This is a genomic window from Psychrobacillus sp. FSL H8-0510 (assembly GCF_038008345.1).
Classification (GTDB): domain Bacteria; phylum Bacillota; class Bacilli; order Bacillales_A; family Planococcaceae; genus Psychrobacillus; species Psychrobacillus psychrotolerans.
Map to the genome: position 1 here is coordinate 1,445,939 of NZ_JBBOYZ010000001.1, position 24,847 is coordinate 1,470,785.

Annotated in this window: 29 protein-coding genes and 1 pseudogene; 24 read left to right on the top strand and 6 right to left on the bottom strand. The window is 35.0% G+C overall.

Annotated features, from left to right (window positions below; genetic code table 11):
- Positions 1-374: 374 nt before the first annotated feature.
- The 6 genes and pseudogenes from MHI40_RS06990 to MHI40_RS07015 all read left to right on the top strand — a co-directional run bounded on the left by MHI40_RS06990 (position 375) and on the right by MHI40_RS07015 (position 4,427).
- Positions 375-840, top strand: a pseudogene (locus MHI40_RS06990) (SAM-dependent methyltransferase).
- 44 nt (positions 841-884) lie between these two features.
- The gene (locus MHI40_RS06995; protein ID WP_340762050.1) at positions 885-1,334 is read left to right on the top strand and encodes a GNAT family N-acetyltransferase; all 450 of its coding nucleotides are present in this window, start codon (positions 885-887) and stop codon (positions 1,332-1,334) included.
- 69 nt (positions 1,335-1,403) lie between these two features.
- On the top strand, positions 1,404-1,880 hold the full coding sequence (locus tag MHI40_RS07000; protein WP_340762051.1) for a GNAT family N-acetyltransferase: 477 nt from the start codon (positions 1,404-1,406) through the stop codon (positions 1,878-1,880).
- Positions 1,881-2,113: 233 nt separating this feature from the next.
- Positions 2,114-2,611, top strand: coding sequence for a DinB family protein (locus MHI40_RS07005; protein ID WP_340762052.1), 498 nt, complete (start codon positions 2,114-2,116; stop codon positions 2,609-2,611).
- 169 nt (positions 2,612-2,780) lie between these two features.
- Positions 2,781-3,068 (top strand): histidine kinase, encoded by a 288-nt coding sequence (locus MHI40_RS07010; protein ID WP_340762053.1) that lies wholly within the window; start codon positions 2,781-2,783, stop codon positions 3,066-3,068.
- Positions 3,069-3,686: 618 nt separating this feature from the next.
- Positions 3,687-4,427 carry a CPBP family intramembrane glutamic endopeptidase gene (locus MHI40_RS07015; RefSeq protein WP_340762054.1) on the top strand — a complete coding sequence of 247 codons (741 nt, stop codon included), beginning with the start codon at positions 3,687-3,689 and terminating at the stop codon, positions 4,425-4,427.
- A 690-nt stretch (positions 4,428-5,117) separates the two neighbouring features.
- Here MHI40_RS07015 and MHI40_RS07020 read toward each other — a convergent pair.
- On the bottom strand, positions 5,118-5,657 hold the full coding sequence (locus MHI40_RS07020; RefSeq protein WP_340762055.1) for a hypothetical protein: 540 nt from the start codon (positions 5,655-5,657) through the stop codon (positions 5,118-5,120).
- 192 nt (positions 5,658-5,849) lie between these two features.
- A complete protein-coding gene (locus tag MHI40_RS07025) occupies positions 5,850-6,020 on the bottom strand; it encodes a hypothetical protein (RefSeq protein ID WP_340762056.1) in 171 nt (56 codons plus the stop codon).
- A 224-nt stretch (positions 6,021-6,244) separates the two neighbouring features.
- Here MHI40_RS07025 and MHI40_RS07030 point away from each other — a divergent pair, with 224 nt between their 5' ends.
- Complete coding sequence (locus MHI40_RS07030) at positions 6,245-6,823, top strand: peptidoglycan DD-metalloendopeptidase family protein (RefSeq protein ID WP_340762057.1); 579 nt, start codon at positions 6,245-6,247, stop codon at positions 6,821-6,823.
- 175 nt (positions 6,824-6,998) lie between these two features.
- Here the strand turns inward: MHI40_RS07030 and lexA are convergent, their stop codons facing one another.
- Entirely contained in the window at positions 6,999-7,619 is a 621-nt protein-coding gene (lexA, locus tag MHI40_RS07035) for a transcriptional repressor LexA (protein ID WP_093534865.1), read from the bottom strand.
- A 172-nt stretch (positions 7,620-7,791) separates the two neighbouring features.
- Here lexA and yneA point away from each other — a divergent pair, with 172 nt between their 5' ends.
- From yneA to MHI40_RS07060, 5 genes are all read left to right on the top strand, one after another.
- Complete coding sequence (gene yneA / locus MHI40_RS07040; protein ID WP_093534863.1) at positions 7,792-8,109, top strand: cell division suppressor protein YneA; 318 nt, start codon at positions 7,792-7,794, stop codon at positions 8,107-8,109.
- Entirely contained in the window at positions 8,106-8,756 is a 651-nt protein-coding gene (locus tag MHI40_RS07045; protein ID WP_340762058.1) for a YneB family resolvase-like protein, read from the top strand. Before yneA ends, MHI40_RS07045 begins: the two co-directional genes overlap by 4 nt.
- Positions 8,757-8,818: 62 nt before the next feature.
- Positions 8,819-9,052, top strand: coding sequence for a DUF896 domain-containing protein (locus MHI40_RS07050; protein ID WP_093534859.1), 234 nt, complete (start codon positions 8,819-8,821; stop codon positions 9,050-9,052).
- A gap of 86 nt (positions 9,053-9,138) precedes the next feature.
- The gene (gene tkt / locus MHI40_RS07055) at positions 9,139-11,139 is read left to right on the top strand and encodes a transketolase (protein ID WP_093534857.1); all 2,001 of its coding nucleotides are present in this window, start codon (positions 9,139-9,141) and stop codon (positions 11,137-11,139) included.
- A 148-nt stretch (positions 11,140-11,287) separates the two neighbouring features.
- Complete coding sequence (locus tag MHI40_RS07060) at positions 11,288-11,506, top strand: YneF family protein (protein ID WP_093534855.1); 219 nt, start codon at positions 11,288-11,290, stop codon at positions 11,504-11,506.
- A gap of 25 nt (positions 11,507-11,531) precedes the next feature.
- Here MHI40_RS07060 and MHI40_RS07065 read toward each other — a convergent pair whose 3' ends face one another.
- Both MHI40_RS07065 and MHI40_RS07070 read right to left on the bottom strand, forming a co-directional pair.
- The gene (locus MHI40_RS07065) at positions 11,532-12,461 is read right to left on the bottom strand and encodes an alpha/beta hydrolase (RefSeq protein ID WP_340762059.1); all 930 of its coding nucleotides are present in this window, start codon (positions 12,459-12,461) and stop codon (positions 11,532-11,534) included.
- An 11-nt stretch (positions 12,462-12,472) separates the two neighbouring features.
- Positions 12,473-13,369, bottom strand: coding sequence for a hydroxymethylglutaryl-CoA lyase (locus MHI40_RS07070; protein ID WP_340762060.1), 897 nt, complete (start codon positions 13,367-13,369; stop codon positions 12,473-12,475).
- 106 nt (positions 13,370-13,475) lie between these two features.
- Here MHI40_RS07070 and MHI40_RS07075 point away from each other — a divergent pair, with 106 nt between their 5' ends.
- Both MHI40_RS07075 and MHI40_RS07080 read left to right on the top strand, forming a co-directional pair.
- The gene (locus MHI40_RS07075) at positions 13,476-14,660 is read left to right on the top strand and encodes an acetyl-CoA C-acetyltransferase (RefSeq protein ID WP_340762061.1); all 1,185 of its coding nucleotides are present in this window, start codon (positions 13,476-13,478) and stop codon (positions 14,658-14,660) included.
- Between the two features lie 7 nt (positions 14,661-14,667).
- Complete coding sequence (locus MHI40_RS07080; RefSeq protein ID WP_322788055.1) at positions 14,668-14,940, top strand: DUF3886 domain-containing protein; 273 nt, start codon at positions 14,668-14,670, stop codon at positions 14,938-14,940.
- A gap of 119 nt (positions 14,941-15,059) precedes the next feature.
- Here the strand turns inward: MHI40_RS07080 and MHI40_RS07085 are convergent, their stop codons facing one another.
- Complete coding sequence (locus tag MHI40_RS07085) at positions 15,060-15,962, bottom strand: aldo/keto reductase (RefSeq protein WP_340762062.1); 903 nt, start codon at positions 15,960-15,962, stop codon at positions 15,060-15,062.
- Between the two features lie 88 nt (positions 15,963-16,050).
- Between MHI40_RS07085 and MHI40_RS07090 the strand changes: the two genes are divergently transcribed.
- The 10 genes from MHI40_RS07090 (at position 16,051) to MHI40_RS07135 (ending at position 24,800) form a co-directional block, all read left to right on the top strand.
- The gene (locus MHI40_RS07090; RefSeq protein ID WP_093534843.1) at positions 16,051-16,599 is read left to right on the top strand and encodes an NUDIX hydrolase; all 549 of its coding nucleotides are present in this window, start codon (positions 16,051-16,053) and stop codon (positions 16,597-16,599) included.
- A 50-nt stretch (positions 16,600-16,649) separates the two neighbouring features.
- Positions 16,650-17,117, top strand: a complete 468-nt coding sequence (locus tag MHI40_RS07095) for a hypothetical protein (RefSeq protein WP_093534841.1) — start codon at positions 16,650-16,652, stop codon at positions 17,115-17,117.
- A gap of 85 nt (positions 17,118-17,202) precedes the next feature.
- Positions 17,203-17,646 carry a ferric iron uptake transcriptional regulator gene (fur, locus tag MHI40_RS07100; RefSeq protein ID WP_093534839.1) on the top strand — a complete coding sequence of 148 codons (444 nt, stop codon included), beginning with the start codon at positions 17,203-17,205 and terminating at the stop codon, positions 17,644-17,646.
- 200 nt (positions 17,647-17,846) lie between these two features.
- Positions 17,847-18,746 carry a site-specific tyrosine recombinase XerD gene (gene xerD / locus MHI40_RS07105; protein ID WP_340762063.1) on the top strand — a complete coding sequence of 300 codons (900 nt, stop codon included), beginning with the start codon at positions 17,847-17,849 and terminating at the stop codon, positions 18,744-18,746.
- 72 nt (positions 18,747-18,818) lie between these two features.
- Positions 18,819-19,997, top strand: coding sequence for a phosphopentomutase (deoB, locus tag MHI40_RS07110; protein ID WP_340762064.1), 1,179 nt, complete (start codon positions 18,819-18,821; stop codon positions 19,995-19,997).
- A 50-nt stretch (positions 19,998-20,047) separates the two neighbouring features.
- Positions 20,048-21,352: a pyrimidine-nucleoside phosphorylase gene (locus MHI40_RS07115; RefSeq protein WP_093534833.1), complete on the top strand. Its 1,305-nt coding sequence runs from the start codon at positions 20,048-20,050 to the stop codon at positions 21,350-21,352.
- 428 nt (positions 21,353-21,780) lie between these two features.
- Positions 21,781-22,137, top strand: a complete 357-nt coding sequence (locus MHI40_RS07120; RefSeq protein WP_093534831.1) for an STAS domain-containing protein — start codon at positions 21,781-21,783, stop codon at positions 22,135-22,137.
- A complete protein-coding gene (gene spoIIAB / locus MHI40_RS07125; protein ID WP_093534829.1) occupies positions 22,127-22,573 on the top strand; it encodes an anti-sigma F factor in 447 nt (148 codons plus the stop codon). Before MHI40_RS07120 ends, spoIIAB begins: the two co-directional genes overlap by 11 nt.
- The gene (locus tag MHI40_RS07130) at positions 22,573-23,355 is read left to right on the top strand and encodes a SigF/SigG family RNA polymerase sporulation sigma factor (protein ID WP_340762065.1); all 783 of its coding nucleotides are present in this window, start codon (positions 22,573-22,575) and stop codon (positions 23,353-23,355) included. The genes spoIIAB and MHI40_RS07130 overlap by 1 nt, the downstream gene beginning before the upstream one ends.
- Positions 23,356-23,381: 26 nt before the next feature.
- Positions 23,382-24,800, top strand: coding sequence for a spore germination protein (locus tag MHI40_RS07135; RefSeq protein WP_340764422.1), 1,419 nt, complete (start codon positions 23,382-23,384; stop codon positions 24,798-24,800).
- The last annotated feature ends 47 nt before the right edge of the window (positions 24,801-24,847 follow it).

A 24,847-nucleotide genomic window follows, 5' to 3' on the forward strand; every position in this document is an offset into this window, starting at 1 on the left:
ACGAAATTTGTTCGAACTTTGTGGATGATTCCTCTTGCTATATTTTTATCCTTTCAACTGCTATTAATGGATATCAATTCAAAGTTTAGCGTATTTTTGTTGGTACTTTTGATAGTTACTCTAGTAGTTCAATTAATTTATACGTATTTTAAGTGGAAAAGTGAAAGACAAACGGTAACTCTTAAAAACATGTGAATATGGGGGTGTTTCTGTATCTAAATAGAGACATCTAGGAGAGTTCAATATTCAATAAGATAAAATTATGGATATGTATAATTAATCTATATTTTCTTTTGGGGATAATGCTTGGTACGATAAAGATGAAAACGAAATCATATATCGTGATGCATTATCTATAGGAGGGGATGAAACAAATGCAGTATTCTATCAAACCAATTGCCTTTGTAAATAATACTAGAAAAGATATTTTGGATGATAATTGGGGTTCAATCGTATCAACAATTGAACTTGCGGAAAATATAAATGATTCTTCATTGAAAGGGATTAATGAATTCTCACATTTAGAAATCGTTTTTTTATTTTAATAAAGTCTCAGATGATAAAATTCAGTATGAAGCAAGACACCCAAGAAACAATAAAGATTATCCAGAGGTTGGAATATTTGCTCAGAGAGGGAAAAATAGACCAAATAAATTAGGGGTAACTATTGTAGAACTTATTGAACAAAAACAGCGAATATTAATAGTTAAGGGATTAGATGCATTAGACGGAACTCCGATTATCGACATTAAGCCAGTAATGAAAGAATTTCTACCAAAAGATGAAGTAAGCCAACCCGAATGGTCAATCTCTTTGATGAAAAATTATTGGAAGGATTAGAAGTAACTATTTCATAAACTCTGTAATAGAAATGAGGGGTTCCCTTGATTAAAATAATTGATATTAGTAATAGAAAAAACGCAGCAGATGTTTTAAACATTCAAATACCATCATATAAGGTAGAGGCAGAAATAATTGGTTCATATGAAATACCACCATTAAAGGATACGGTTCATACTTTGCAACATTGCGGAGAGGCATTCTTTGGTTATTATGAAAATGAAATACTATGCGGAGTAATATCTATAAAAGTAGATGTTGATGAAGTTGATATACATAGGTTAATCGTACATCCAAACCATTTTAGAAAAGGAATTGCGCAGTTGCTTTTAAATTTTATTGAAACTAAGTTCGAGGTTGAAACAATAAAAGTAGCAACTGGTTCTAAAAATACTCCTGCAGTTAGTTTTTATAAAAAGAATGGATTTCAAAATATTAAAGAGTTAATAGTAAATGAACAACTATCCTTAACCTTTTTTGAAAAGAAATTATAATTATCTTATTGAAGTAACGGGTGCTTTAGTAAAACAAGATATCTTTAAAAAAATCTGAGGAGGCATAGCATGAAACAATATAAAATCAGAATTACTCCGTATAGCACCAAATACGCAGAACAAACAGTGGATATGTGGCGAGATAGTAAGGAACAGGCTATTTGCCAAAAAGAAACTCACGACTTTGAAAATCACGTATATTTTTTAAATCATATATTACCTGAACAGTTTCAAATAGATTTAGCGTTAATTGATGAAGAAGTTGTTGGAATGATTGCCTATAACGATAGCGAGATAAGCCAACTATATATTCATATAGAGTATCAAGGAATCGGTATAGGTCGGACATTACTAGATAAAGCAAAAGCACAATCAAGTGGGAAATTAACATTGTACACATTTGAAGTAAATGAAAAAGCACAACGGTTTTATGAAAACCATGGGTTTAAAATCATAAGTAGAGGACATAAAAATGAAGAAATTTTACCAGATATTAAATATGAATGGATATCAAAAAATGATGTTATTGATAAAACTGAAAAATAATAAGTCATCATAATAAAAGTAATTAAATGAATTTTTAACGTGAGATTGTGAATAAGTGTACTTAAACTAACGAGGTGCTTTACTTCATGAAGGAGTGAAGCCTTTTTTCTTATTGAACTAAAGCGGCAGGTTAGTAGTAGAAAGTATTTGTCATCATTAATGCTATAATTATTTATAAATATAAAAAAACGAAAATTTCAGATTTCATTTATTTATTACAAAGGAGTATTTAAATGAGTGACAATAAAATGCTTATTACTTTCAAAAGTGATATTTACAATTATTCATTGGAACAGCTAAGGTATATCTCGGAAGAAGGGGTTTGGTCTATTGGACAGATGTATGACCATTTAATTGTTGTTGCCCAAGAGTATCTTGATAATATGGAAACATGTGCTTCATTAAATGAGGAACAACCCCTTGGGAAAACCCAGTTTGGTGAGCAATTATATAGGAACGGCGGGTTTCCACCTATTAAAATAAGATTACCAGATGAACTAAATTCTCCACCAAATAATTCAGACAGCAAGGAAGACCTAATTAGCAGGATGGATCAGTTAATTCAAAGATTGAGTCAATGGGAATCGAAAGTGGATTATATTAACCCAAATAATAAAGTTGAACATGGAGGGTTCGGTTGGCTGAATGCTAGGGAATGGTATGATTTGGTTGGAATGCATTCTCGTCATCACTTGCGTCAAAAAGATGAGTTGGAAAGGTATATATTATAGGTGAAAATTACATCATAAATTGGGTGCTCTTCTTCAACTAACGAGTGCTTTACTTCAAGAAGGACCTACTTTTATTAGGGGAGATTTGTTAATGAATGAAAAACAAGAATTACTTTATCAGAACTTAAAAAGTATAAAGGACGTTTGGAGAGAATAAGCAGTTGATAGTTTGAATCCAAACACAGATTTAATTGCTTGGACTGATGTGGAAGAATCTCTTAAAATAATGCAACAAAAACTCTCAAGTCGAGAGGAACTGGAAGCGTATAGGAAAGTAGTTAATAACGTGATAGAGGGTGTAATGCATTCAATATTAGTTATGATTGATGGTGGCGATGAACTTGCTGATAAATTTTTAGTTGATTTAATTGATAGAGACACTAAAGAATCACTACAAGAAGATATTGCTTTGCACGAAGAATTTTATGGTTATTTACTTGATAAAGAAGAGGTGTAAGGTAGTTTCCTTATTAAGATAACGGGTGCTTTAGTTAAATATTCGCTTTCCGAAATAACCTATATAAAATTACTGCGTATTTAAAGGTTAAAATGTTACCACGAACATATGCGAATTCTTACCACGGATCTACCACGAAGCAGTTATACCTAGTTGTTTTTGATTATAGGACAACGTCTGAAAAGTCATATAAATAGCGTTCGTTTCATGTTATTTCACCTAATGATCTGTAGATATATTATCCGTACAACTGTACACCCATGGGAACGTGAGCAATACTTGAAAATGTATTAATCTAATAGTATAGGATTTTATAATGGGGTGAGTGATAAAGAGTTTCACTCAAATGTTCAACACCCCAATTTCACCCCTAAATTTAAAAACATCGTTCAGTCTTTTATTGACTTGATCGGTGTTTTTTTATTTATTTTGATCGATCTACAGAGTTAAAAGGCAATGAAGAGAGTTAATATTACTTTAAATAAGGGCCACAAACTAAAAAGGAGGAATGTGCGTAAGGAAACTCGAATAGATTGTTATAGATATTTTTTGAAATTTTAGTTTTTTAAATTTTGCACTAAATTGGTTAAAAGATATTATTGGGAGGCAAGATGTGTAATGCATAATAAGTTAAGTTATTCTAAAAAACACCCTATAATAAGTATCATACTTATTGAAGTCATTTTTTTACTAGTCGTTTTTATAGCAGGTGCAATCGCTACGATTAAACAATTAAGTTACAATACACCTATACTAATATCGTTCATACCAACAGCGCTATTTTTACTTTTTTATTTTTCATGGAAGAGAAAGTGGACTTATTATGGTTTTAAACGAGAAATTAAACGAGCAAATTGGATACTGTATTTACCTCTACTGATTATTTTAATCGTATTATGCCTTCAAGGGTTTAGTTCCCAGCCGCTTGAAACGATTATTTTCTATGTTGGCTTTGCTATTTTAATCGGTTTTGTGGAAGAAAGTATTTACAGAGGAATAATGATAAAAATATTACTACCACGAGGTATTCTTCCAGCTATCCTGACTTCGAGCATATTATTCTCTGTCACACATATGCTTAACTTGTTATCTGGACAAAGTTTGGGGCAAACTGGACTACAATTGGCTTATTCTTTTCTAATTGGTATTGTACTAGCGCAATTATTTATTAAAACTGGCAACATTTTACCACTGATTCTGTTTCATAGCCTTCATAATCTAATTCAATTTTTAGGAAGCGGAGGACCTAGCGCAATTCTTGACACAATCGTGATTATTATATTAGGTGTCACTGCTATTTTGTTGTCATTATCTCTGAATAAAAAAACAGAGCGAAAACTTGAGCTCATTAGTGAATGAATTATAAATAAAAAACAAACAAACAAACAAACTAACTAACTAACCTTATTCTACGATTGAGGTGCTTTGAATTCTTCTATGTTTTCACATAACGTAAAATTAACAAGTATCCTATCCGAAGGACTGTACTCCAAAGGGATCTTGAGGAATACATTGAAAATGTAAAAGCGTTGGAGCTATATGCTTCCAACGCTTTTTATGTATAATCCAATCAGGCATCTCGACTTGTTTCTCACCTTTGGAAGCACTGAATAAGCTATTTTATAAAATTTCATAGTGATACCAAAAACTGAATTGAATAGATTAGGTAGATTTAATATTGAAAATCAGAATCGACAATTAATAAGGCATCAGTTAAAAGATTAATATCTATGAGGATCTGTTCTTTAATATGTGTGAAGGGACATTTATAATAATCATCAATTAGATTATTTAATTCTTTATAAATTAATATCATAGTTAAATATACACCCCTTTGAACTATATTACCTATTACTTATTATCTAACAAAACTAGTGTAAATGGAAGTGATTTGCATAAAATTTTAAGTGATAAAAATTACTCTACTAACAAACTGGAGAGTCACGGCGTTATTAATGCTTGACCCTCCATATGCATTTCTTATTAACAAAAAGAGTTTTGTTCTTGAAAAACATAATTATCTTTTGGAGATAATGTGTAGCTTATAAACTAAACTGCCAATATGCTATGCACTGTAAGTTGTCCGAGATATCGACCGGGATTTGCGGAATATCCAGATACGGTTGGAGAAGTGACAGTAGTCTCAACTACAATTCGTCCAGAGTTGCCTAATAGGCCTATTGCTAGTAACGTATCTCCGGATGTAATTGCAACGTCCTGAGAGCTACCTGAATTGTTACCTGAAAAAAGTGGAATAGTAGCAACTACGATTCCAAGAAGATTAACAACTTCTAGAGTTGCAGTTACAGAAGCCGTTTCGTTAGCTGCAAACGCAAAATAAGCGGAAAGAGGTAATGCTAGAGTGAGTAGTGGCAAAGTTCCAATATTAAAGATACTTTGAAATGTCACGGTTTGACTGGACTCTGTGTTAGGAGACCAAATATAAGCACTACTTCCATCTACTAAAGGTGAAACCATTGCTGGTAGAGTTGGTACAGCGGGTGTCGGAAGCGTTCCAGGTGGTGCAGCTGTATCTGCAATTACATTAGTATTTGCAGGGGTAGTAAACTCTTGAAGTACAAGAACCATATAATTCACCTCCTTATAATAGATTAGCCGTTTGGACGGCATAATATAATATATGTAATAGAAATTAGGAGGACTAGTCATTTTGATTGTCTCGTAAGAAAAAGAATGAAATACTATTAATATTGAAATCTAACACTACATGGAAAACTATATAGTGTGGGTAAATAAGAATAATAAAAAAAGCTCACTTCGTTAAAAAATAAGTGAGCTTTCTGTGTTTATATCTAACTTTCTTTTTTCTAAAATTCTTAATGCATCTTTCAACAGATTAATGTCAATCAAAATTTCTTTCTTCAAATAGTGGTTATTGCATCTATAATAATCATTAATAAGCTTTTTGAGTTCTTCTATAATTAGTTTCATAAATTATTGCCCCTTTATATAGTTATATAGGTCTACAAAAAATAATATTAGTAATTTAACATATGCTTGATTATAAATATTAATACCCAAATTTACTCATTTCTAATCTTTTTTACAATTTATTAGGAAAATATGATGATTATTGACTATATGTTATTAATCATTCGAGCATTAACTAGTGAGAGGGATTGTTCTCTACTTATTAATAGGAGGGAGGTTATAAATTGTTTATAAGACCAAGCGAAGGAGAAATTACATCTCGTTTTGGAGAAATTCGAAAAAATAGTAATGTTAAAGTCCATAAAGGAGTTGACATTGGGAGTGATGGTAGTCCGATTATAAGAGCATCTGCCAGTGGTAAAGTGACTAGAGCGAAAGTTATTGGAGGATATGGAAATACTATAACGATTGCACATACTTTAAACGGTAAAAAGTACGAAACCTTATATGCGCATCTAAAAACTATTACTGTGAAAGTGGGACAAAGTGTTAAACAAGGTCAACAAATAGGTATTAAAGGGAGTACAGGAAATAGTACAGGTATCCACTTACATTTTGAAATTCACATACCATCTTACGATGTAGGTCAGCCAAATGCGGTAAATCCTTTAAAGTATATAAGTGAAATAAATGTCACTGAAGTTCAGAAACTCTTAAATTCAGCAGGTTATAAATTGATAAATGACGGGATAGAGGGACCCTTAACTATTTCGGCTATTAAAGACTTTCAAAAGAAAAAGGGCTTAACAGTTGATGGGGTAGTCGGAACAAAGACTTTAGCTGCCCTCAAGAAGAAGAAGTAGTATTACTAGTTTACCAAAGCTACTAATTACTTATGTATAAAAATAAAACCCCTCAACCATTAAGGTAAAGGGGTTTTTCGATGATTTCAACGAAAATGTCCACTTTTCGTTGAAATATGATATCGGCTCTTTGTTATCTTACGTTTATTTGTCTATATTGTCAAGTTCGACAAAACTATTGAATATTACGGTAAACTCCAACTACTTTTCCAAGTATACTAACTGAATTTACAATGATAGGTTCCATGGAAGAATTTTCGGGTTGCAGACGGAAATAGGACTTTTCCTTGAAGAATCTTTTAACTGTTGCTTCATCTTCATCAGTCATTGCGACAACAATATCGCCATTATTGGCAGATTGCTGTTGTTTTACAACCACATAGTCACCATTTAATATTCCAGCCTCTATCATACTATTACCCATAATCTCTAACATAAATAAATTATCATCTGCAGTTCCAAATGTTTCTGGAAGTGGGAAGAATTCTTCTATATTTTCAATTGCTGTAATAGGGATACCAGCAGTAACTTTACCGATCAACGGTACATGAACCACATTGTGTTTTTCAGCAACGCTGCCCAAGCCATCCAGAATCTCAATAGCGCGTGGTTTTGTTGGATCTCTCCTAATTAGCCCTTTACTTTCCAGTCGTGCTAAATGTCCATGAACAGTTGAACTAGATGCTAAGCCCACAGCTTCTCCAATTTCTCTAACGGATGGTGGATAACCTTTTTTACGAACTTCTTCTTTTATAAAAGCAAGTATATCTTCTTGTCTTTTAGATGCTTTTTTCATATGTTCACCTCTTTTTGAATAATTATCTCTATCCTTTTCTATCTTAATAATAGTATAACAGGGGAAGAACAGTAATGCAAACATAGGTTCTAATTATTGTTGACAAAAACAAACGTTCGCATTAATATTAAAATATACATTACGAACACACATTCTATTAGGGGGATTTTAAATGACCTGGATGAAAGAAAATTACTTTTTAACAATATTTGTAGCATGCAGTATTGCATTTACAATGTTTATAATAATCTCGAATTCTTTTTCGACAGACGAGAGCCAACATATTAATATAGAACAAGGAGATTCTTTGTGGGCTTTAGCACAAGAATATGGAACGAATGAAGATAAGCTAAAATGGATCGATAAAGTAATTGCGATGAATAATTTGCAAGACGGTCATATTAAAGCGGGGGAAGTTATTATTATTCCAGTCATTGAAAAAAGTTACCATTTCAATCATGATACGGAGATAGCGGGCGATACAAAGTGAAATCAGTTATATATTGTCGAGTGAGTACAGAAAAAGAGTCTCAAGAGACTTCATTAACAAGGCAAGAGGAAGAATTGATAGAATTTGCAAAACTAAATAATTATGAAGTTGAAAAAGTATTTTCAGATCAACATAGTGGATATGATATTGAACGCGAAGGCTTATTAGATTTACTTGACTATATTAAACAAAATGAAATTAAAGCGGTATTTGTACAAGATGAGACACGTATTGGCAGAGGAAACGGTAGAATGGCCGTTCTACATTTACTTCAAAAAACCAATACTTCGATTTATACGTTACAGGATAAAGGGGTCATTAATCTAAACGAAATGGATACTATGCTCTTGGAAATATTGGCGCTAGTGGAGGAGTATCAGCGAAAATTACACAACGCAAAAATTAAAAGAGGTATGAAAAAAGCAGTGTCTCAAGGATATAGACCTGAAAAAAACTTGAAAACAAGAGGTAATCCCGATGGAAGAGAGAGAATAGACGTGCCATTAGAAGAAGTAGTTAGACTTCGTAATGCTGGTCTTACCTATGAAGAGATTTCGATGACTCTAAAAGGTTTGGGGTTTAATATTAGTAAAGCAACTGTACATCGACGTTATATGGAGTACATAGAAACACACGGAGTGAAATGACTTGCACTCTGTGTGTTTTTTCCTTACCTTTATATAAGGATAAAGTGAAAGGGTGAAAAGAATTGTTAAGCAAAGAAAAATTAGCGAGAATTAGTGAGTTATCGAGAAAATCTAAAACTACAGGACTTTCCATGGAAGAAGCAAAAGAACAAAGCTCTTTACGTAAAGAATATTTGGAAACTTTTCGCTCTACTATGAGAGATACCATTGAAAGTGTAAAAGTAATTGACCCTGATGGAAATGATGTAACACCTTCAAAAGTTCAAGAAGCAAAGAAAGGAAAGTTTCTGAATTAAATTATCATTTCAAAACCATTGATAATACAGACATTCTTGTCTAAACTAGATATATAGCAAAAAATTTGTTTGAGAGGATGTCATTCATGTCATTACAATCCGATTTATTAGCAATTAATACTATTAGAACATTATCAATTGATGCAATTGATAAAGCAAATTCTGGTCACCCTGGTTTACCAATGGGGGCTGCTCCAATGGCATACACATTATGGACAAAGCATTTACGTCATAACCCAAGTAACCCAACGTGGTTCAACCGTGACCGCTTTGTGTTATCTGCTGGACATGGTTCTATGCTTTTATATAGCTTGCTTCATCTTGGTGGGTACGATTTACCAATGGAAGAAATTAAGAACTTCAGACAATGGGATTCTAAAACTCCCGGACATCCAGAGTTTGGTCACACTGCAGGAGTAGAAGCAACAACAGGACCACTTGGTCAAGGTATTGGTATGGCGGTCGGAATGGCAATGGCAGAAGCACATTTAGCTGCTACGTACAATAAAGACAACCATTCAATTATTGATCATTATACGTACGCATTATGTGGTGATGGTGATTTAATGGAAGGTGTGGCTGCAGAAGCAATTTCTTTAGCTGGACATCTTAAGTTGGATAAATTAATTGTATTATATGATAGTAATGATATTTCTTTAGACGGTGATTTACATAAATCATTCTCTGAAAATGTTGAAAAACGTTTTGACTCGTATGGTTGGAACTATATTCATGTAAAAGACGGAAATGACATTGAAGAAATTTCAAATGCCATTGAAAAAGCAAAGTCTCAAAATGACAAGCCAACGATTATTGAAGTTAAAACTGTTATTGGATTCGGTTCTCCTAATCGTTCTGGTAAATCCGATGCGCACGGTATGCCATTAGGAAAAGACGAAACTCTTTTAGCTAAAGCTGAATATAAATGGTTATTTGAAGAAGATTTCTATGTACCTGAAGAAGTTTATGACACATTTAAACAAGCTTCAAACGTATTGGGTGTTGAAGAAGAATCTTCGTGGAATGAAAAACTTAAGCAATATGAGTCGGAATTCCCTGAGTTAGCTGCAACATTAAAAACAGCAATTTCTGGTAAGTTACCAGAAAACTTTGCAGATGCACTTAAAACATACGAAGCAGGTACTTCTCATGCAACCCGTTCGGCTTCAGGTGAAGCGATTAATGCAATTGCTCAAAACTTACCTTCATTCTTTGGTGGTAGTGCTGATCTAGCCGGTTCAAACAAAACTACTATGAAGAATGTAGGAGATTTCTCAGCTGACGATTATGCAGGAAAAAACATTTGGTTTGGTGTGCGTGAATTTGCAATGGGAACTGCTTTAAATGGTATGGCTTTACACGGAGGACTAAATGTCTTTGGTGGTACATTCTTCGTATTTAGTGACTATGTTAGACCTGCAATTCGTTTATCTGCCTTGATGGGTCTTCCAGTAACATACGTATTTACACATGATAGTATCGCAGTTGGGGAAGATGGACCAACTCATGAACCAGTTGAACATTTAGCTTCTTTACGAGCAATGCCAGGTTTATCGGTAATCCGCCCTGCAGATGCAAATGAAACAGCGGAAGCATGGAAATTAGCAGTTTCATCTAAAAATAACCCAACAGTTTTAGTCCTTTCTAGACAAAACTTGCCAACACTAGATCATTCAGTAGAACTAGTAAGAGAAGGAGTTTCAAAAGGGGCTTATGTAGTAGCACCTAATGAAAAAGCAGAAGCAATATTACTTGCAACTGGTTCTGAGGTAAGTCTTGCAGTGGAAGCACAACAAGCACTTTCTAAAGAAGGTATTGAAGTATCAGTAGTTTCTATGCCATCATGGGATCTTTTTGAGAAACAAGATGCTGCTTATAAAAACTCTGTATTACCTTCTCATTTAACAAAACGTCTTGCAATTGAAATGGGTGCATCATTAGGATGGCATCGTTATGTTGGATTTGATGGAGACGTAATTGCTATTGATAAATTCGGTGCAAGTGCTCCAGGTGAAATCGTTATGAAAGAATATGGTTTCTCCGTGGAAAACGTAGTTTCTAAAATGAAAGCATTACTTCAAAAGTAAAAAGTTGTACGAGCAATTCGAATACTTTGTCATATAAGTATTCGAATTGCTTTTTTATTTCGAATTATATAGAATGCCAAAAGAATCTATAGTATAATTTCTAATGGTGTCTTGTACACGTAGATAAGTATGTAAAGGAGGAGAATATATGCAAACATGGATTTGGATCGTTATTATAATCGTTGCGTTAATTGCTGGTGCAGCATTAGGTTTCTTTGCAGCGCGTCAATATATGATGAAATACTTAAAAGAAAACCCACCTATTAATGAACAAATGCTTCGTATGATGATGACACAAATGGGTCGTAAGCCTTCAGAAAAACAAGTTAAACAAATGATGAATCAAATGAATAAAATGCAAAAATAATAAAAAGCACTCAGCTGAGTGCTTTTTATTTGTTTAGCAAATTGTTTTCTTGTAGGAAATCAGCCACCACTTGCTCATATTCCTTACTATTTTCATTGAAGGATTTAGCATGTTCGCCAATATCAAACATTTTCAAGGTTTTTGGGCCTTGTTTTTTTTCATATAACTCCTCGGTCATTTTAGGTAATATAAAATCATCCTGTAAACTATGAATAAATAAAACAGGTTTTTCTATTTTGTCAATAACATCAATTGGAGAGACGAGATTTAACGTATATCCATCCCGCAACTTCAGAAACAAGTTAGCAAATCTAATGGCAAGACTTGATCTGAGAGGCGTGGACTGGGTCATTATATGATAAACTTGTTGCTCAAAATCCGAAAATGCACAATCAGAAATATAAAAATCAGCGTCATCTATAATAGAACCAGCATAGAGTAATGTTGTAGCAGCCCCCATAGATTCTCCGTGAATACCTAAAACAGCATCTTGACCAGCTCTTTCTCTTACAGCTTCTACTACAGATTGTAAATCTATTTTTTCATAAAACCCAAAACTTGTTGTTTTGCCACCAGAATCTCCATGTCTGCGGTGGTCATAAACAACACTATTGAAACCGAGTCGCTCGAACATACGAACAAAACGAAGTGAGTTAATCTTGTTTTCTGTAACCCCGTGGCAAATAACGACGTAATTATTTGTTTCTAGTGGTTCAACAAATATTGCTTTTAGGGAATACCCATTCTTAGATTCAATCCATTGCTCCGTTTTGTTTACAGCATTAAACCAAGCTTCATCTAATCGTTTTGATGTAATTTCACGATTCAAAATAAAATCATTTTCTTTCTTTTTCATATACATAAGTCTATTAGTTACAAAGAAACCAAAGAACGTAGCCATAGCTGTTAAAACACTAGTAAAAATACTCGTCCAAATAATTACACGTTTCTTCATCCGATCAACCCCTACTTACTTTTGAATAGTTTATACATTCCCGTATCTATCGGTCTGGACACATAAGGTTCAACTACTTCTACTGCTTTAAGTAATGAATTGAGATCTATATTCGTCCTTATACCCATTTGATGTAGCATATTCACAACATCCTCAGTTGCTACATTTCCTGTAGCCCCAGGTGCAAAAGGGCATCCTCCTAGTCCGCCAGCAGATGTGTCAAAGCGATCAATACCTGCTTGCAAGGTCGCTAAAATATTGGCGATACCCATTTTACGTGTGTCGTGAAAATGAGCGGTAATGAGCGTTGCAGGGAATTCCTTCTTGAGTGCAGTAAATAATTCATAGCTTTCTTGTGGATTAGCCATTCCAATTGTATCAGCGACACTAAGTTCGTTTACACCCCATGAAACGAATTCTTTGCATAGTGCTAGTGTGTCCGAAGACTCCATTTTGCCCTCATATGGACAGTAAAAAGCAGTTGAAATACAGGCACGTACGAAATGACCATCTTGTAGTAGTTTGCCCACAATAGGTCTTAGTTCATCCATACTTTCTTTTGTAGTTTTATTTATATTATTTTTATTAAAACTGTTAGAGACACCTACAAAAACAGCGTAACTTTGTGCTCCGGATTGTTTGGCTAATTCGACACCTTTATTATTTGGTGTAAGTACTAACTGTCTACCCATCTTTTTCACTTGAGTCACTATGTCGTTCGCATCTTTCATTTGTGGTACCCATTTCGGTGATACGAAAGAAGTTATTTCCATTTCTTCAATTCCGGCTTGCTGAAGTTTTTCGATAAAAGATAATTTTATATCGGTTGGTACCTCATTTTTTTCATTTTGCAAACCGTCTCTCGGACCTACCTCGATAATTGTCACTTTATTTGGTAAACTAAACATAATCATCCCTCCCTCTTTATTGTAAAGAAAGGATGGTTAAACAAGCAAATTTAAATTGAACTTTGTAAAAATTTGTTTGATACAGGGGAAACAAGGAGGAAATCACATGACAAATGAAGTTGTGATCGTAAGTGCAGTTAGAACTGCAATTGGTTCGTTCCAAGGGGCTTTGAAAGATGTACCAGCTACTAAACTAGGTGCTATTGTTATTGAAAAAGCATTAGAAAAAGCGGGGGTTTCTAAAGAAATCGTGGATGAAGTAATTATGGGGAATGTCCTTCAAGCAGGTTTAGGACAGAACCCAGCAAGACAAGCCTCCATCCAAGCAGGGCTGCCACAGTCAGTTTCAGCTTTAACGATAAACAAGGTATGTGGTTCTGGTCTAAAAGCAATTCATCTTGCGACGCAAGCTATTATTGCGGGAGATGCAGACATTATTGTTGCAGGTGGAATGGAGAATATGAGTCAATCTCCATATTTACTAAAAAACGCAAGAGATGGCTTCCGTATGGGTGATCAGAAGGTAGTAGATAGCATGATTTCAGATGGTCTGTGGTGTGCATTTAATGATTATCATATGGGTGTGACTGCTGAAAATCTATGTGATCAATATAATATTACTAGAGAAGAGCAAGATAAATTTTCTGCACGTTCTCAAGAGAGAGCTGCACTGGCGATGGAAGAAGGTAAATTTGCAGATGAGATCGTGCCTGTTGAAATTCCTCAACGAAAAGGAAATCCGGTTGTCTTTTCGCAAGATGAGTATCCGAAAAAAGGTTCTACGGAAGAAAAACTAGCGGGTCTACGTCCAGCGTTTAAAAAAGATGGCTCTGTAACTGCTGGTAATGCTTCAGGTATTAACGATGGAGCAGCAGCGGTAGTAGTAATGTCCAAAGCTAAAGCAGATGAACTTGGCCTCAAACCACTTGCGACAATCGTTGCAAATGCATCGGCAGGAGTGGATCCAAGCGTCATGGGGATTGGACCCGTAGAAGCAGTTAAAAAAGCATTGAAAAAATCGCAATTATCATTAGCAGACATAGAGTTAATCGAAGCAAATGAAGCTTTTGCGGCACAATCGATTGCTGTTGATAGAGAGCTGTCGTTTAATCATGATATACTAAATGTAAATGGTGGAGCAATTGCATTAGGTCATCCTATTGGGGCAAGCGGTGCTCGTATTTTCGTTACTTTACTTCATGAAATGGAGAAGAGAGATGCAAAAACCGGTCTTGCTACACTTTGTATAGGTGGTGGCCAAGGGGTTGCGACTATAGTTAAACGCTCATAAAAAGAAGGTGAATCAATTGGCTAAGAAAAAACAAAGACAACAACAACAACAAGTAAAGCCTGCTAAGCAAGTAGAAGAAGGTAACTCGTTATCTGATCAGCTTTCTTCTGATATTTTAGCGAAACTAAAAGAAACGAAGAACCAATTAGTATCAGCTGAACAAGAAAAAGAAGAAGAAAGACAAGCACAGCTAGCTTTTGAAAAGAAAGAAAAAGAAAAAAATAAATCTTTTGAAGAACTGTTAGATGAATACGGCTTTGGTAATAGTTCAAAATTTTAAACAAGAAAACCTATTTGCTTCGGCGAATAGGTTTTTTAGTGGGAAAAATCTCTTCTTCCAAAGTTATAAAAAAAGCCAGTCGTGAAGTAGATCACGGCTAGCCATCCTGTAATATTATATTAAATTCGATGTTCTTTATAAATATCTTTCTTTGTTAACTCACTTGCTTTTTGTAATATACTTTCTGGAACTTCCAAGTGGTATGACTGAAGAGATTCTAACAGCTGCTTCTCACTACTTGCGCCGAGAATCATGGAACCTGTTACATCTTTCTGTAAAACATAATGTTGAGCAATGGAACTTAAAGGAGCTTCCAAATCATTTAGTTCTTTTAGAGCCTCTAGTAATTCCTGGTGACTATAGCTTAAATAATCCTCAGTTTTAGATGCTCTAGATAAACCTTCCTTGGTTAATAGTCCTTTAGCTAGTGTTCCTCTACTAAAGAGCGTAGCCGAGTTATTTTCTAATAGAGAGAACCATTCTTCAGGTCTTCTATCTAGCAAACTATATTGCATCATTACAGAAACTGCATTACTTTTACTTAAAAAACGTTCTATGACATTTGGACGAATGGAGGAGATTCCATATTCACGGATAAGTCCTTCTTTTTGAAGTGACTCCATCGTGTCTATCACTTCGTCTACATTATCTTCCATCGTGCCTCCGTGCAACTGATATACATCTATATAATCAGTTTGGAGACGTTTCAGGGAAGCGTGTACGGCATCCGTTATCCATTCTTTTGATGGATCCCATGACCAACCATCTCCAGATTTGTTTAAACGATTTCCAACTTTCGTAGCTAATATTATATTTTGTCTTTTATCCTTAAGGGCATTACCGACAATTTTTTCATTTTCGCCTTTATCATATAGATCAGCTGTATCAAAATACGTTATATCGTTTTCCAAAGCTACTTGAATAATTTTATTGGCAACCGTTTGGTCTGTAGGAAGGGACATACAACCTAATCCGATTTCTGAAACGTATAGATCACTTTTACCTAATTGTCTTTTCTTCAAGTTTTATCACGTCCTTTTCTACATGGTACAATGTCAATTAGATAGATTCAACTAAAGTGAAATGATATATAGGAGAGGGAGATATATTATGAAAAAATTTGAGGAAAAAACAATTCAATCTGAGCTTAAATTTAAAGGTAGAATCATTACTTTACAAGTAGACGAAGTAGAATTACCAAATGGTAAAACTAGTAATAGAGAGATTGTTAAGCACCCTGGTGCGGTAGCCGTGATAGCTGTGACAAAAGACAACAAAATAATTTTAGTAGAACAGTTTAGAAAAGCATTAGAACGATCCATTATCGAAATTCCTGCCGGGAAAATAGAAATTGGAGAAGCGCCTGAAATAACTGCATTGCGGGAATTGGAAGAAGAGACGGGCTATACGACTGACAATTTACAATACATTCAATCATTTTCCACATCACCAGGGTTTGCTGATGAGATTATCCATTTATACTTTGCAGATAATATTGTAAAGATGGAACAACCGGTTGGGTTAGATGAAGATGAGTTTGTAGAGTTATTACATGTTAGTCTTACCGAGATGGAAGAAATGGTGAAGAAACAACAAATCTATGATGCTAAAACTGCATTCGCATATATTTGGTTGAAAGATTATTTTAAAGAAGCATGATTTAAGTTAGTACAAGCATATGATGGAAGTAGATAGGGGGGTGTTCCAATTTGAACCAGACTTATACTATTTTCATCTCATTATGTGTGCTTGTAGTTAGCTTTGTCGGAGGTTTAATATTATTTGAACAAAGTACGGTAGAACAGCAGCAATGGATTATAAATCTCTTGGATGCACGCGTTCTATTAATAGAGCGGCCTACTTTTTTAGAAACTATTTTTCCTCATTTAATGGTTGCGATTGTGTTTTTCTTGTTTTATCAACATCGTTATTTACGAAAACTTATTTTAGTTATTTGTGCGTTTAAAATTACATTCTATGGGTATTGTTCTAGTTATCTACTGCAAACACAGGAATCTACTTTTCCATATGTGTTCTGGTGGTTTCCATTTCAACTAGTTTATTGTATCTTATTATTAGCATTAGCAAATCGGATTAATATTTTTTCGCTATCCTTTTATATAATTGTTATAATTATAGAGTTCATCTTAATACCATTTATATTATTTAATAATTAGTTCTTTCTAATAATTATTATTATGTGAATCTCTTGTAATGAGAATTCAATTATTGGTATAATGGATTCAGGTAAGGAGGCGTCATATGGAAAGCCGTATTGATCGTATAAAAAAACAATTATCTGGTGCGAGCTATAAACTGACGCCACAGCGTGAAGCGACAGTCCGAGTTTTGCTTGAAAATGAGGAAGATCATTTAAGTGCAGAAGATGTATTTTTACTAGTTAGAGAGAAATCAGCTGATATAGGACTAGCAACAGTTTATAGAACGCTTGAGTTATTAAACGAATTGAATGTAGTAGACAAAATTCAATTCGGGGACGGCGTATCTCGCTATGATTTAAGACAAGAAGGTGCAGCACATTTTCATCACCATTTGGTTTGTATTGAATGTGGAGCTGTAGATGAAATTCAAGAAGATTTGTTAGAAGATGTCGAAGCAATTGTCGAGAAAAAATGGAACTTTAGGATAAAAGATCATCGTCTAACATTTCACGGTATTTGCTACCGTTGCCAAGAAGAGAAATAGGGATGTACTATTACCTAAGTCAGTAATGACAACGTTCTGAGGTTAACTCTTCTTAGAAGTAAATTAGAGCCGACTAGAGGGTCTAGGTACTGTCGCTAGACAGTTGCCGATTAATTATCATTACTTTCTTAAATAAACAAAAGGATAGCTTTTTAGCTATCCTTTTTTTAAATGATTATTTTATATGAGGGGTGAAATACATGAACAATGGACAACTGCATTTAGAAGATTATTTGCACTTTCTACAAATAGAACGTCAATTAGCGAGCAATACACTAATTTCTTACAAAAAAGATTTATCCGATTATTTGCATCATATATTTGAGATTCAACAACTACATAGTCTTGATGAGATAGAACGCACACATATCGTTCTTTATCTTCGAAACTTAAAAGAAAATGGCAAATCTGCACGGACGATTTCAAGGCATATTTCATCTATTCGTTCTTTTCATCAGTTTTTATTAAGAGAGAAAGTGGCAAATACAGATCCAACTGTCCATCTGGATCTACCTCAAATGGAACAAAAGTTGCCAACATATTTATCCGTAGAGGAATTGAATAACCTTTTAAATAGTATAGATATATCTAAGCCACAAGGGCAGAGAGATTTAGCTATGTTTGAGCTTATGTATGCAAGTGGAATGCGAATTAGCGAATGTTTAAACTTAAATCTAGAGGATATACATTTATCCATGGGATTTGTTCGTGTATTTGGGAAAGGTGGCAAAGAACGAATCATACCTTTAGGTGGTTCTGCCATTAGAACTTGCACAGATTATATAGAAAATGCTAGATTGACTTTATTGAAGTCTGAAAAAACAGAAGCTATTTTTATCAATCAACGTGGGAAACGTCTAACTAGACAGGGTATATGGAAATTACTGAATAAGCATGCCGCCGCTGCTGGAATTTCTAAGGAAATTACTCCTCACGTACTGCGGCACTCGTTTGCCACTCACCTAATAGAAAATGGTGCAGATTTGCGTGCTGTTCAAGAGATGCTGGGGCATTCGGATATATCTACAACACAAATTTATACGCATGTTAGCAAAAGCCGATTAAAGGATGTTTATAAACAATTTCATCCTAGAGCTTAAATTGTCAGAGGTCTGACCTGTACATTTTTCAATTTTTTGTTAAACTAGAAGAAAACAGTAGGAGGTTATGTTATGAGTAAATTTAAGCGCATACATGTGATTGTTATGGATTCTGTTGGTATTGGTGAAGCACCAGATGCAAACGTATTTGGTGACGTAGGATCTCATACTATTGGACATATTGCCGAAAAAATGAACGGCCTACATATGCCCCAGATGGAACAACTGGGACTTGGTAATATTGATGATATACAAGGGATTAAACATGTTGCAGCACCTACCGCTTATTTTGGAAAAATGCAAGAAGCATCTGTGGGAAAAGATACAATGACAGGGCACTGGGAAATCATGGGTTTGAATATTGACACACCATTCAAAGTATATCCAAATGGATTCCCGGATGAACTAATCTCTCAATTAGAAGAAAAAACTGGTCGCAAAGTTATTGGGAACAAACCTGCAAGTGGAACAGAAATTTTAGACGAACTTGGCGAAGAGCATATGAAAACGGGGGCAATCATTGTTTATACATCTGCTGACCCTGTACTTCAAATTGCAGCACATGAGGAAATTATTCCTTTAGAAGAATTATATCGTATTTGTGAAATTGCTCGTGAGTTAACCCTTTCAGAGGAATTTCTAGTAGGTCGTATAATTGCTCGTCCATTTATTGGAGAGCCTGGGAAATTCGCTCGTACATCAAATCGCCATGACTATGCGTTAAAACCTTTTGGCCGCACCGCTATGAATGAATTAAGTGATGCTGGATTAGACGTAATTGCAATTGGAAAAATAAATGATATTTATAACGGTGAAGGTATTACTTCTACAGAAAGAACAAAAGATAATATGGATGGTATGGATAAATTCATTGCAACGCTGGATAAAGATTTCACTGGCATTAGCTTTTTAAATTTAGTAGACTTTGATGCACTATTTGGCCACCGTCGTGATCCACTAGGTTATGGTAAGGCTTTAGAAGAATTTGATGTTCGTCTAAATGAAGTACTGCCAAAGTTAACCGAGGAAGATTTATTAATAATTACAGCGGACCATGGAAATGATCCAACGATGCCAGGAACTGACCATACGAGAGAATATGTTCCGTTAATTGTATATTCTCCACAGTTCAAGGAAGTAAAAGAGTTACCATTACGCAACACATTTGCTGACATTGGAGCAACGATTAGTGAGAACTTTGGGGTTATAAAACCTCAATTTGGAGAGAGTTTCCTTTCTCTATTAAAATAACACTATGCTTAAAATGGAAGCAAAATCAAAATGAAGGAAGTGTATATACGATGAGAATGATCGATATTATTGAAAAGAAAAGAGACGGTAGTGCTCTTACAAAACAAGAAATTGAATTTTTTATAGAAGGATATACGAATGGGTCGATTCCAGATTATCAAATGAGTTCACTTTTAATGGCTATCTTCTTTCAAAATATGACGGATGAAGAAAGAGCTAATTTAACAATGGCTATGGTTAATTCGGGAGAAACAATTGACCTTTCTGCCATCGAAGGCGTTAAAGTAGATAAGCATTCTACTGGAGGAGTTGGCGATACAACTACTTTGGTACTCGGACCGCTCGTTGCTGCTTGTGGTGTCCCAGTTGCTAAGATGAGTGGTAGAGGACTAGGGCATACTGGTGGAACAATCGATAAACTAGAGGCGATTGAAGGCTTCCATGTAGAGTTAACATCAGAACAATTTGTGAAACAAGTAAATGAACTAAAAGTAGCGGTAATTGGCCAAAGTGGTAATTTAACTCCTGCGGATAAAAAATTATACGCTTTACGTGATGTTACTGGTACTGTGAATAGTATTCCATTAATAGCAAGTTCGATCATGAGTAAGAAAATTGCTGCTGGGGCCGGTGCTATCGTATTAGACGTTAAAACTGGTGACGGAGCATTTATGAAAACGACAGAAGATGCGAGAGCCCTTGCAACAGCAATGGTCCGTATAGGGAATAATGTTGGAAGAAAAACAATGGCAATTATTTCAGATATGAGTCAACCCCTTGGAAGAGCAATCGGGAATTCATTAGAAATCGTGGAAGCTATTGATACCTTAAAAGGTAATGGACCTGATGATTTAACAGAGCTATGTTTGACACTTGGTAGTCAAATGGTAGTAGTAGGAGAAAAAGCTGAAACTCTAGAAGAAGCAAGAGAAATGCTGCTTGCTGTGATCGAAGATGGGTCAGCATTAGAAATCTTTAAACAATTCATCAAATGGCAAGGTGGAAACGAAAAAATCGTTGATGATGTTTCTTTACTACCTCAAGCAGCGTTCAAATTCGAAGTTCCAGCATCTGAAGATGGTTTCATCACATTTATGGAAGCAGACGAAATCGGAACTGCAGCAATGCTTCTAGGAGCAGGAAGAGCTACGAAGGAATCTGAGATAGATTTAGCTGTTGGCATAGTACTCAACAAAAAAGTTGGAGACGCTGTCAGCAAAGGAGAGTCACTTGCTACGATCTATTCAAACAGAGAAGATGTTCAAGACGTAATGGATAAATTAACTAAATTTATCGATATTGAAGCTGCTAAAAAAGATGCACCACCTTTAATCTATGAAGTAATAACTGCATAAATTATTGATTGCGAAAGAGTATTATGACTTCGTTCATGATACTCTTTTCTTTTTTTGTGAATTTGGTGTTGCTTTGTTTTCTATGGTTTTGGCGCTCTCTCGTCGGTCACATACAAGCGAAGTTGCTATGAATTCTTGCGCTCCATATTTACTTACGGACGACTTGCTTTACTCGTGCTAGAGATTCCATTACTAACGAATCAGATAATTATTACAATTACATAGTTTAAATAGGCATCTTACTAAAAGTTTTTAAAAACTTTTGTGAGATGCCTATTTTTTGATTAAAAAAATGTTTATATTCCCATACTTTATATGACCATCCTCTGTCGAAAATCGACTAATAACCGATGTTTTCTTCTACTTTTGTCACGCGCAAGGAATTATCAAGGAGCATGTGGAATAGCGCTATCTAAGGAGGCGATTTTATGATTCATGAAGTTGAAAAAGTAGGAGACGAAATAATTATTATTCGATTAAAAGGTGAATTAGATCATCACAGTACAAATGACATTAGAAATGAGATAGTTCCAATGATTAAAAACGGGTCTATTAAAGTATTAGTTTGGAATTTGAAAGATTTACATTTTATGGATAGCTCGGGAATAGGATTGATCTTAGGAAGAATGAGGGAGCTTGCTCCAATAGATGGACAAACGATTATTGTTAACCCATCTCCGACTATGCGTAAAATTTTTCAGTTTGCAGGTTTAAGTCCTTATATTTATAGCGAATCCGAAATTGAAATAATGTCTAAGTTAGGGGGAATAGTTTATGGACAATGAGATCACATTATCTTTTATCGCTAAAAGTGAAAATGAGGCTTTAGCAAGAATGGTTATGTCTAGCTTTATCGCGACGATTGACCCGACTATTGAGGAGTTATCTGAATTTAAAACGGTTATTTCTGAAGCGGTGACAAATGCTATCGTACATGGTTATGAAGAAGACGGAGTAGGTAAAATTGAACTGCATGCACAACGAATTGATAGAGAAATTGTCGTTTCGGTTGTAGATTATGGACGTGGAATTCGTGATGTCAATCAAGCTCGTGAGCCATTATTTACGACAAAACCTGAGCAAGAACGTTCAGGGATGGGCTTTACGATTATGGAAAGCTTTAGTGATGGTGTTGAGATTTACTCCATTCCTGATAGGGGGACAACAGTAACGATCACGAAGCAATTTGTACCAATTCAAGAATCATGCAGGATCGTCTAATGATAAATAAAAAACCGTCTACTTTACTTACTCAAGAAAAAATGCGAGAGCTCATAGCGCTATCACAGACTGGTGATAAACTAGCAAGGCAACAAATGATTGAGGGTAATACAAGGCTTGTATGGTCTATTGTTCAGCGTTTTGCTTCCAGAGGAGCAGATCTAGAGGACTTGTTTCAAATTGGCTGTATTGGCTTGATGAAATCCGTGGACAAGTTTGATTTGTCCTACGAGGTTAAGTTTTCGACGTATGCGGTTCCTATGATAATAGGAGAGATACAGCGATTTTTAAGAGATGACGGAATGGTGAAAATTAGTAGGTCGATTCGAGAATTAAACTTCAAAATTCGGCATGCAACCGATGACTTTTTGAAAACGTTCGAGCGTCAACCGACTATTTTGGAGCTTGCACATATTTTAGAGGTAACTAGAGAAGAAGTAGTGATGGCTACAGACGCTCTTCGTGATCCAGCATCATTGCAGGAGCAACTGTATGAGAACGATAGTGGAGATGCTTTGACGTTAATGGACCAGATGAAGGATGAGCGGTCTGAGAAACCGTTCGAGCATATTCCTCTACGAGAGCTAGTTGAGAAGCTAGAAAAAAGAGAGCAAATGATTATCTATTTACGCTATTACCTAGATTGTACACAGAGTGATATTGCGGAACGCTTGGGAATTTCTCAAGTTCAAGTATCCCGATTAGAAAAGAAAATATTAACCCAGTTAAAAAGTTGGCTAGTACCTGTAGGTCAAACGAATACAAATGCAAAAGATAGGTGATTGAAACGAAACCTTTGTTTAATAGTATGGATGAAGCCGAATCTTATTTAAAAGAAAAGTTCGGAGTAAATGAGTCTTATGATGTGGGAATTTTACATACCCATTTATATGAATTTCCAGTTCTACTCGTCTATATTAATGGGTTAATTGATGGAATGGTAATTACTCAATTATTGACGAACACTCAAATGAAAATTGCAGATAAAACTATAAGTGAAAATGAGATTATGGAACATTATTTTCCTTATTATTCTATAACGCAATATGACTCCAAGGAAAAATGGATAGTTGCACTGTTAAGTGGACAAGTAACGTTTATATTGTCGAATGGAACAGTGTATACAATTGATGTACGTTCTTATCCCGGAAGAACACCTGAAGAACCGGACAATGAAAAGGTTATCAGGGGCTCTAGGGATGGTTTTACAGAAAATATAGTTCAAAATACGGCGCTCATTAGAAGAAGGATTCGAGATACCAATTTACGCTTTGAGTTACACCAAATTACAGAGTTAGGTCAAACAGATATTGCAATATCTTATATAAAAGATATTGCAAATGAAGATAATCTTACGCAAATTCGTGATCGAATCAAGCAAATCAAGCATGATGGAATTACGATGACAGATAAAGCCTTGGAAGAATGGCTTTTTAAACAAGGGTTCCATCCTTTGCCTTTTGTGCGATTTACAGAAAGGCCAGATATAGCTGCCGCACATTTACTAGAAGGACATATAATAATAGTAGTAGATACATCTCCATCCGTTGTGATAGTCCCTACGACCCTGTTTCACCATCTCCAACATGCGGAAGAGTACAGGCAAGCACCAGCGATTGGGACTGTTGTCAGATGGATTCGATTTTTAGGTTTTCTGCTTAGCTTGTTTCTATTACCATTTTGGTACTTGCTATCGGTTCATCCGGAGTTTGTACCAAAGGCACTAGATTTTATTGGTCCTAAAGAAATGACTGATATACCATTATTATTACAGATATTATTTGCAGATATTGGGATAGAATTTCTAAGACTGGCTGCTATTCATACTCCAACTCCATTATCAACGGCAATGGGTATTATAGCTGCATTAGTCATTGGACAAATGGCAGTGGATGTAGGCATTTTTGTTCCAGAAGTTATATTATATACAGCTATAACAGCGATCTTCACTTTTTCTATTCCCTCATATGAGCTTAGTATTACAACAAAAATATTTAGGACAATTATCCTGCTGAGTACAGCGTTATTTGGACCAAATGGATTTTTTGTCGCTTCTCTAGCACTGCTTTGGTATATAAGTTCTGTAAAACCTTTAAATGTACCTTATTTATGGCCACTTCAGCCCTTTTTTCCAAAAGCATTTTTGCGCTTAATCATACGATATCCTATGCCTAATGATGCTAAAAGACCATTTATAACAAGATCACCTGATCGTAAACGGTCATAATGTGCATTGCCATTTCCTTATCTATTGTGATAAAGTTCTAATAGATA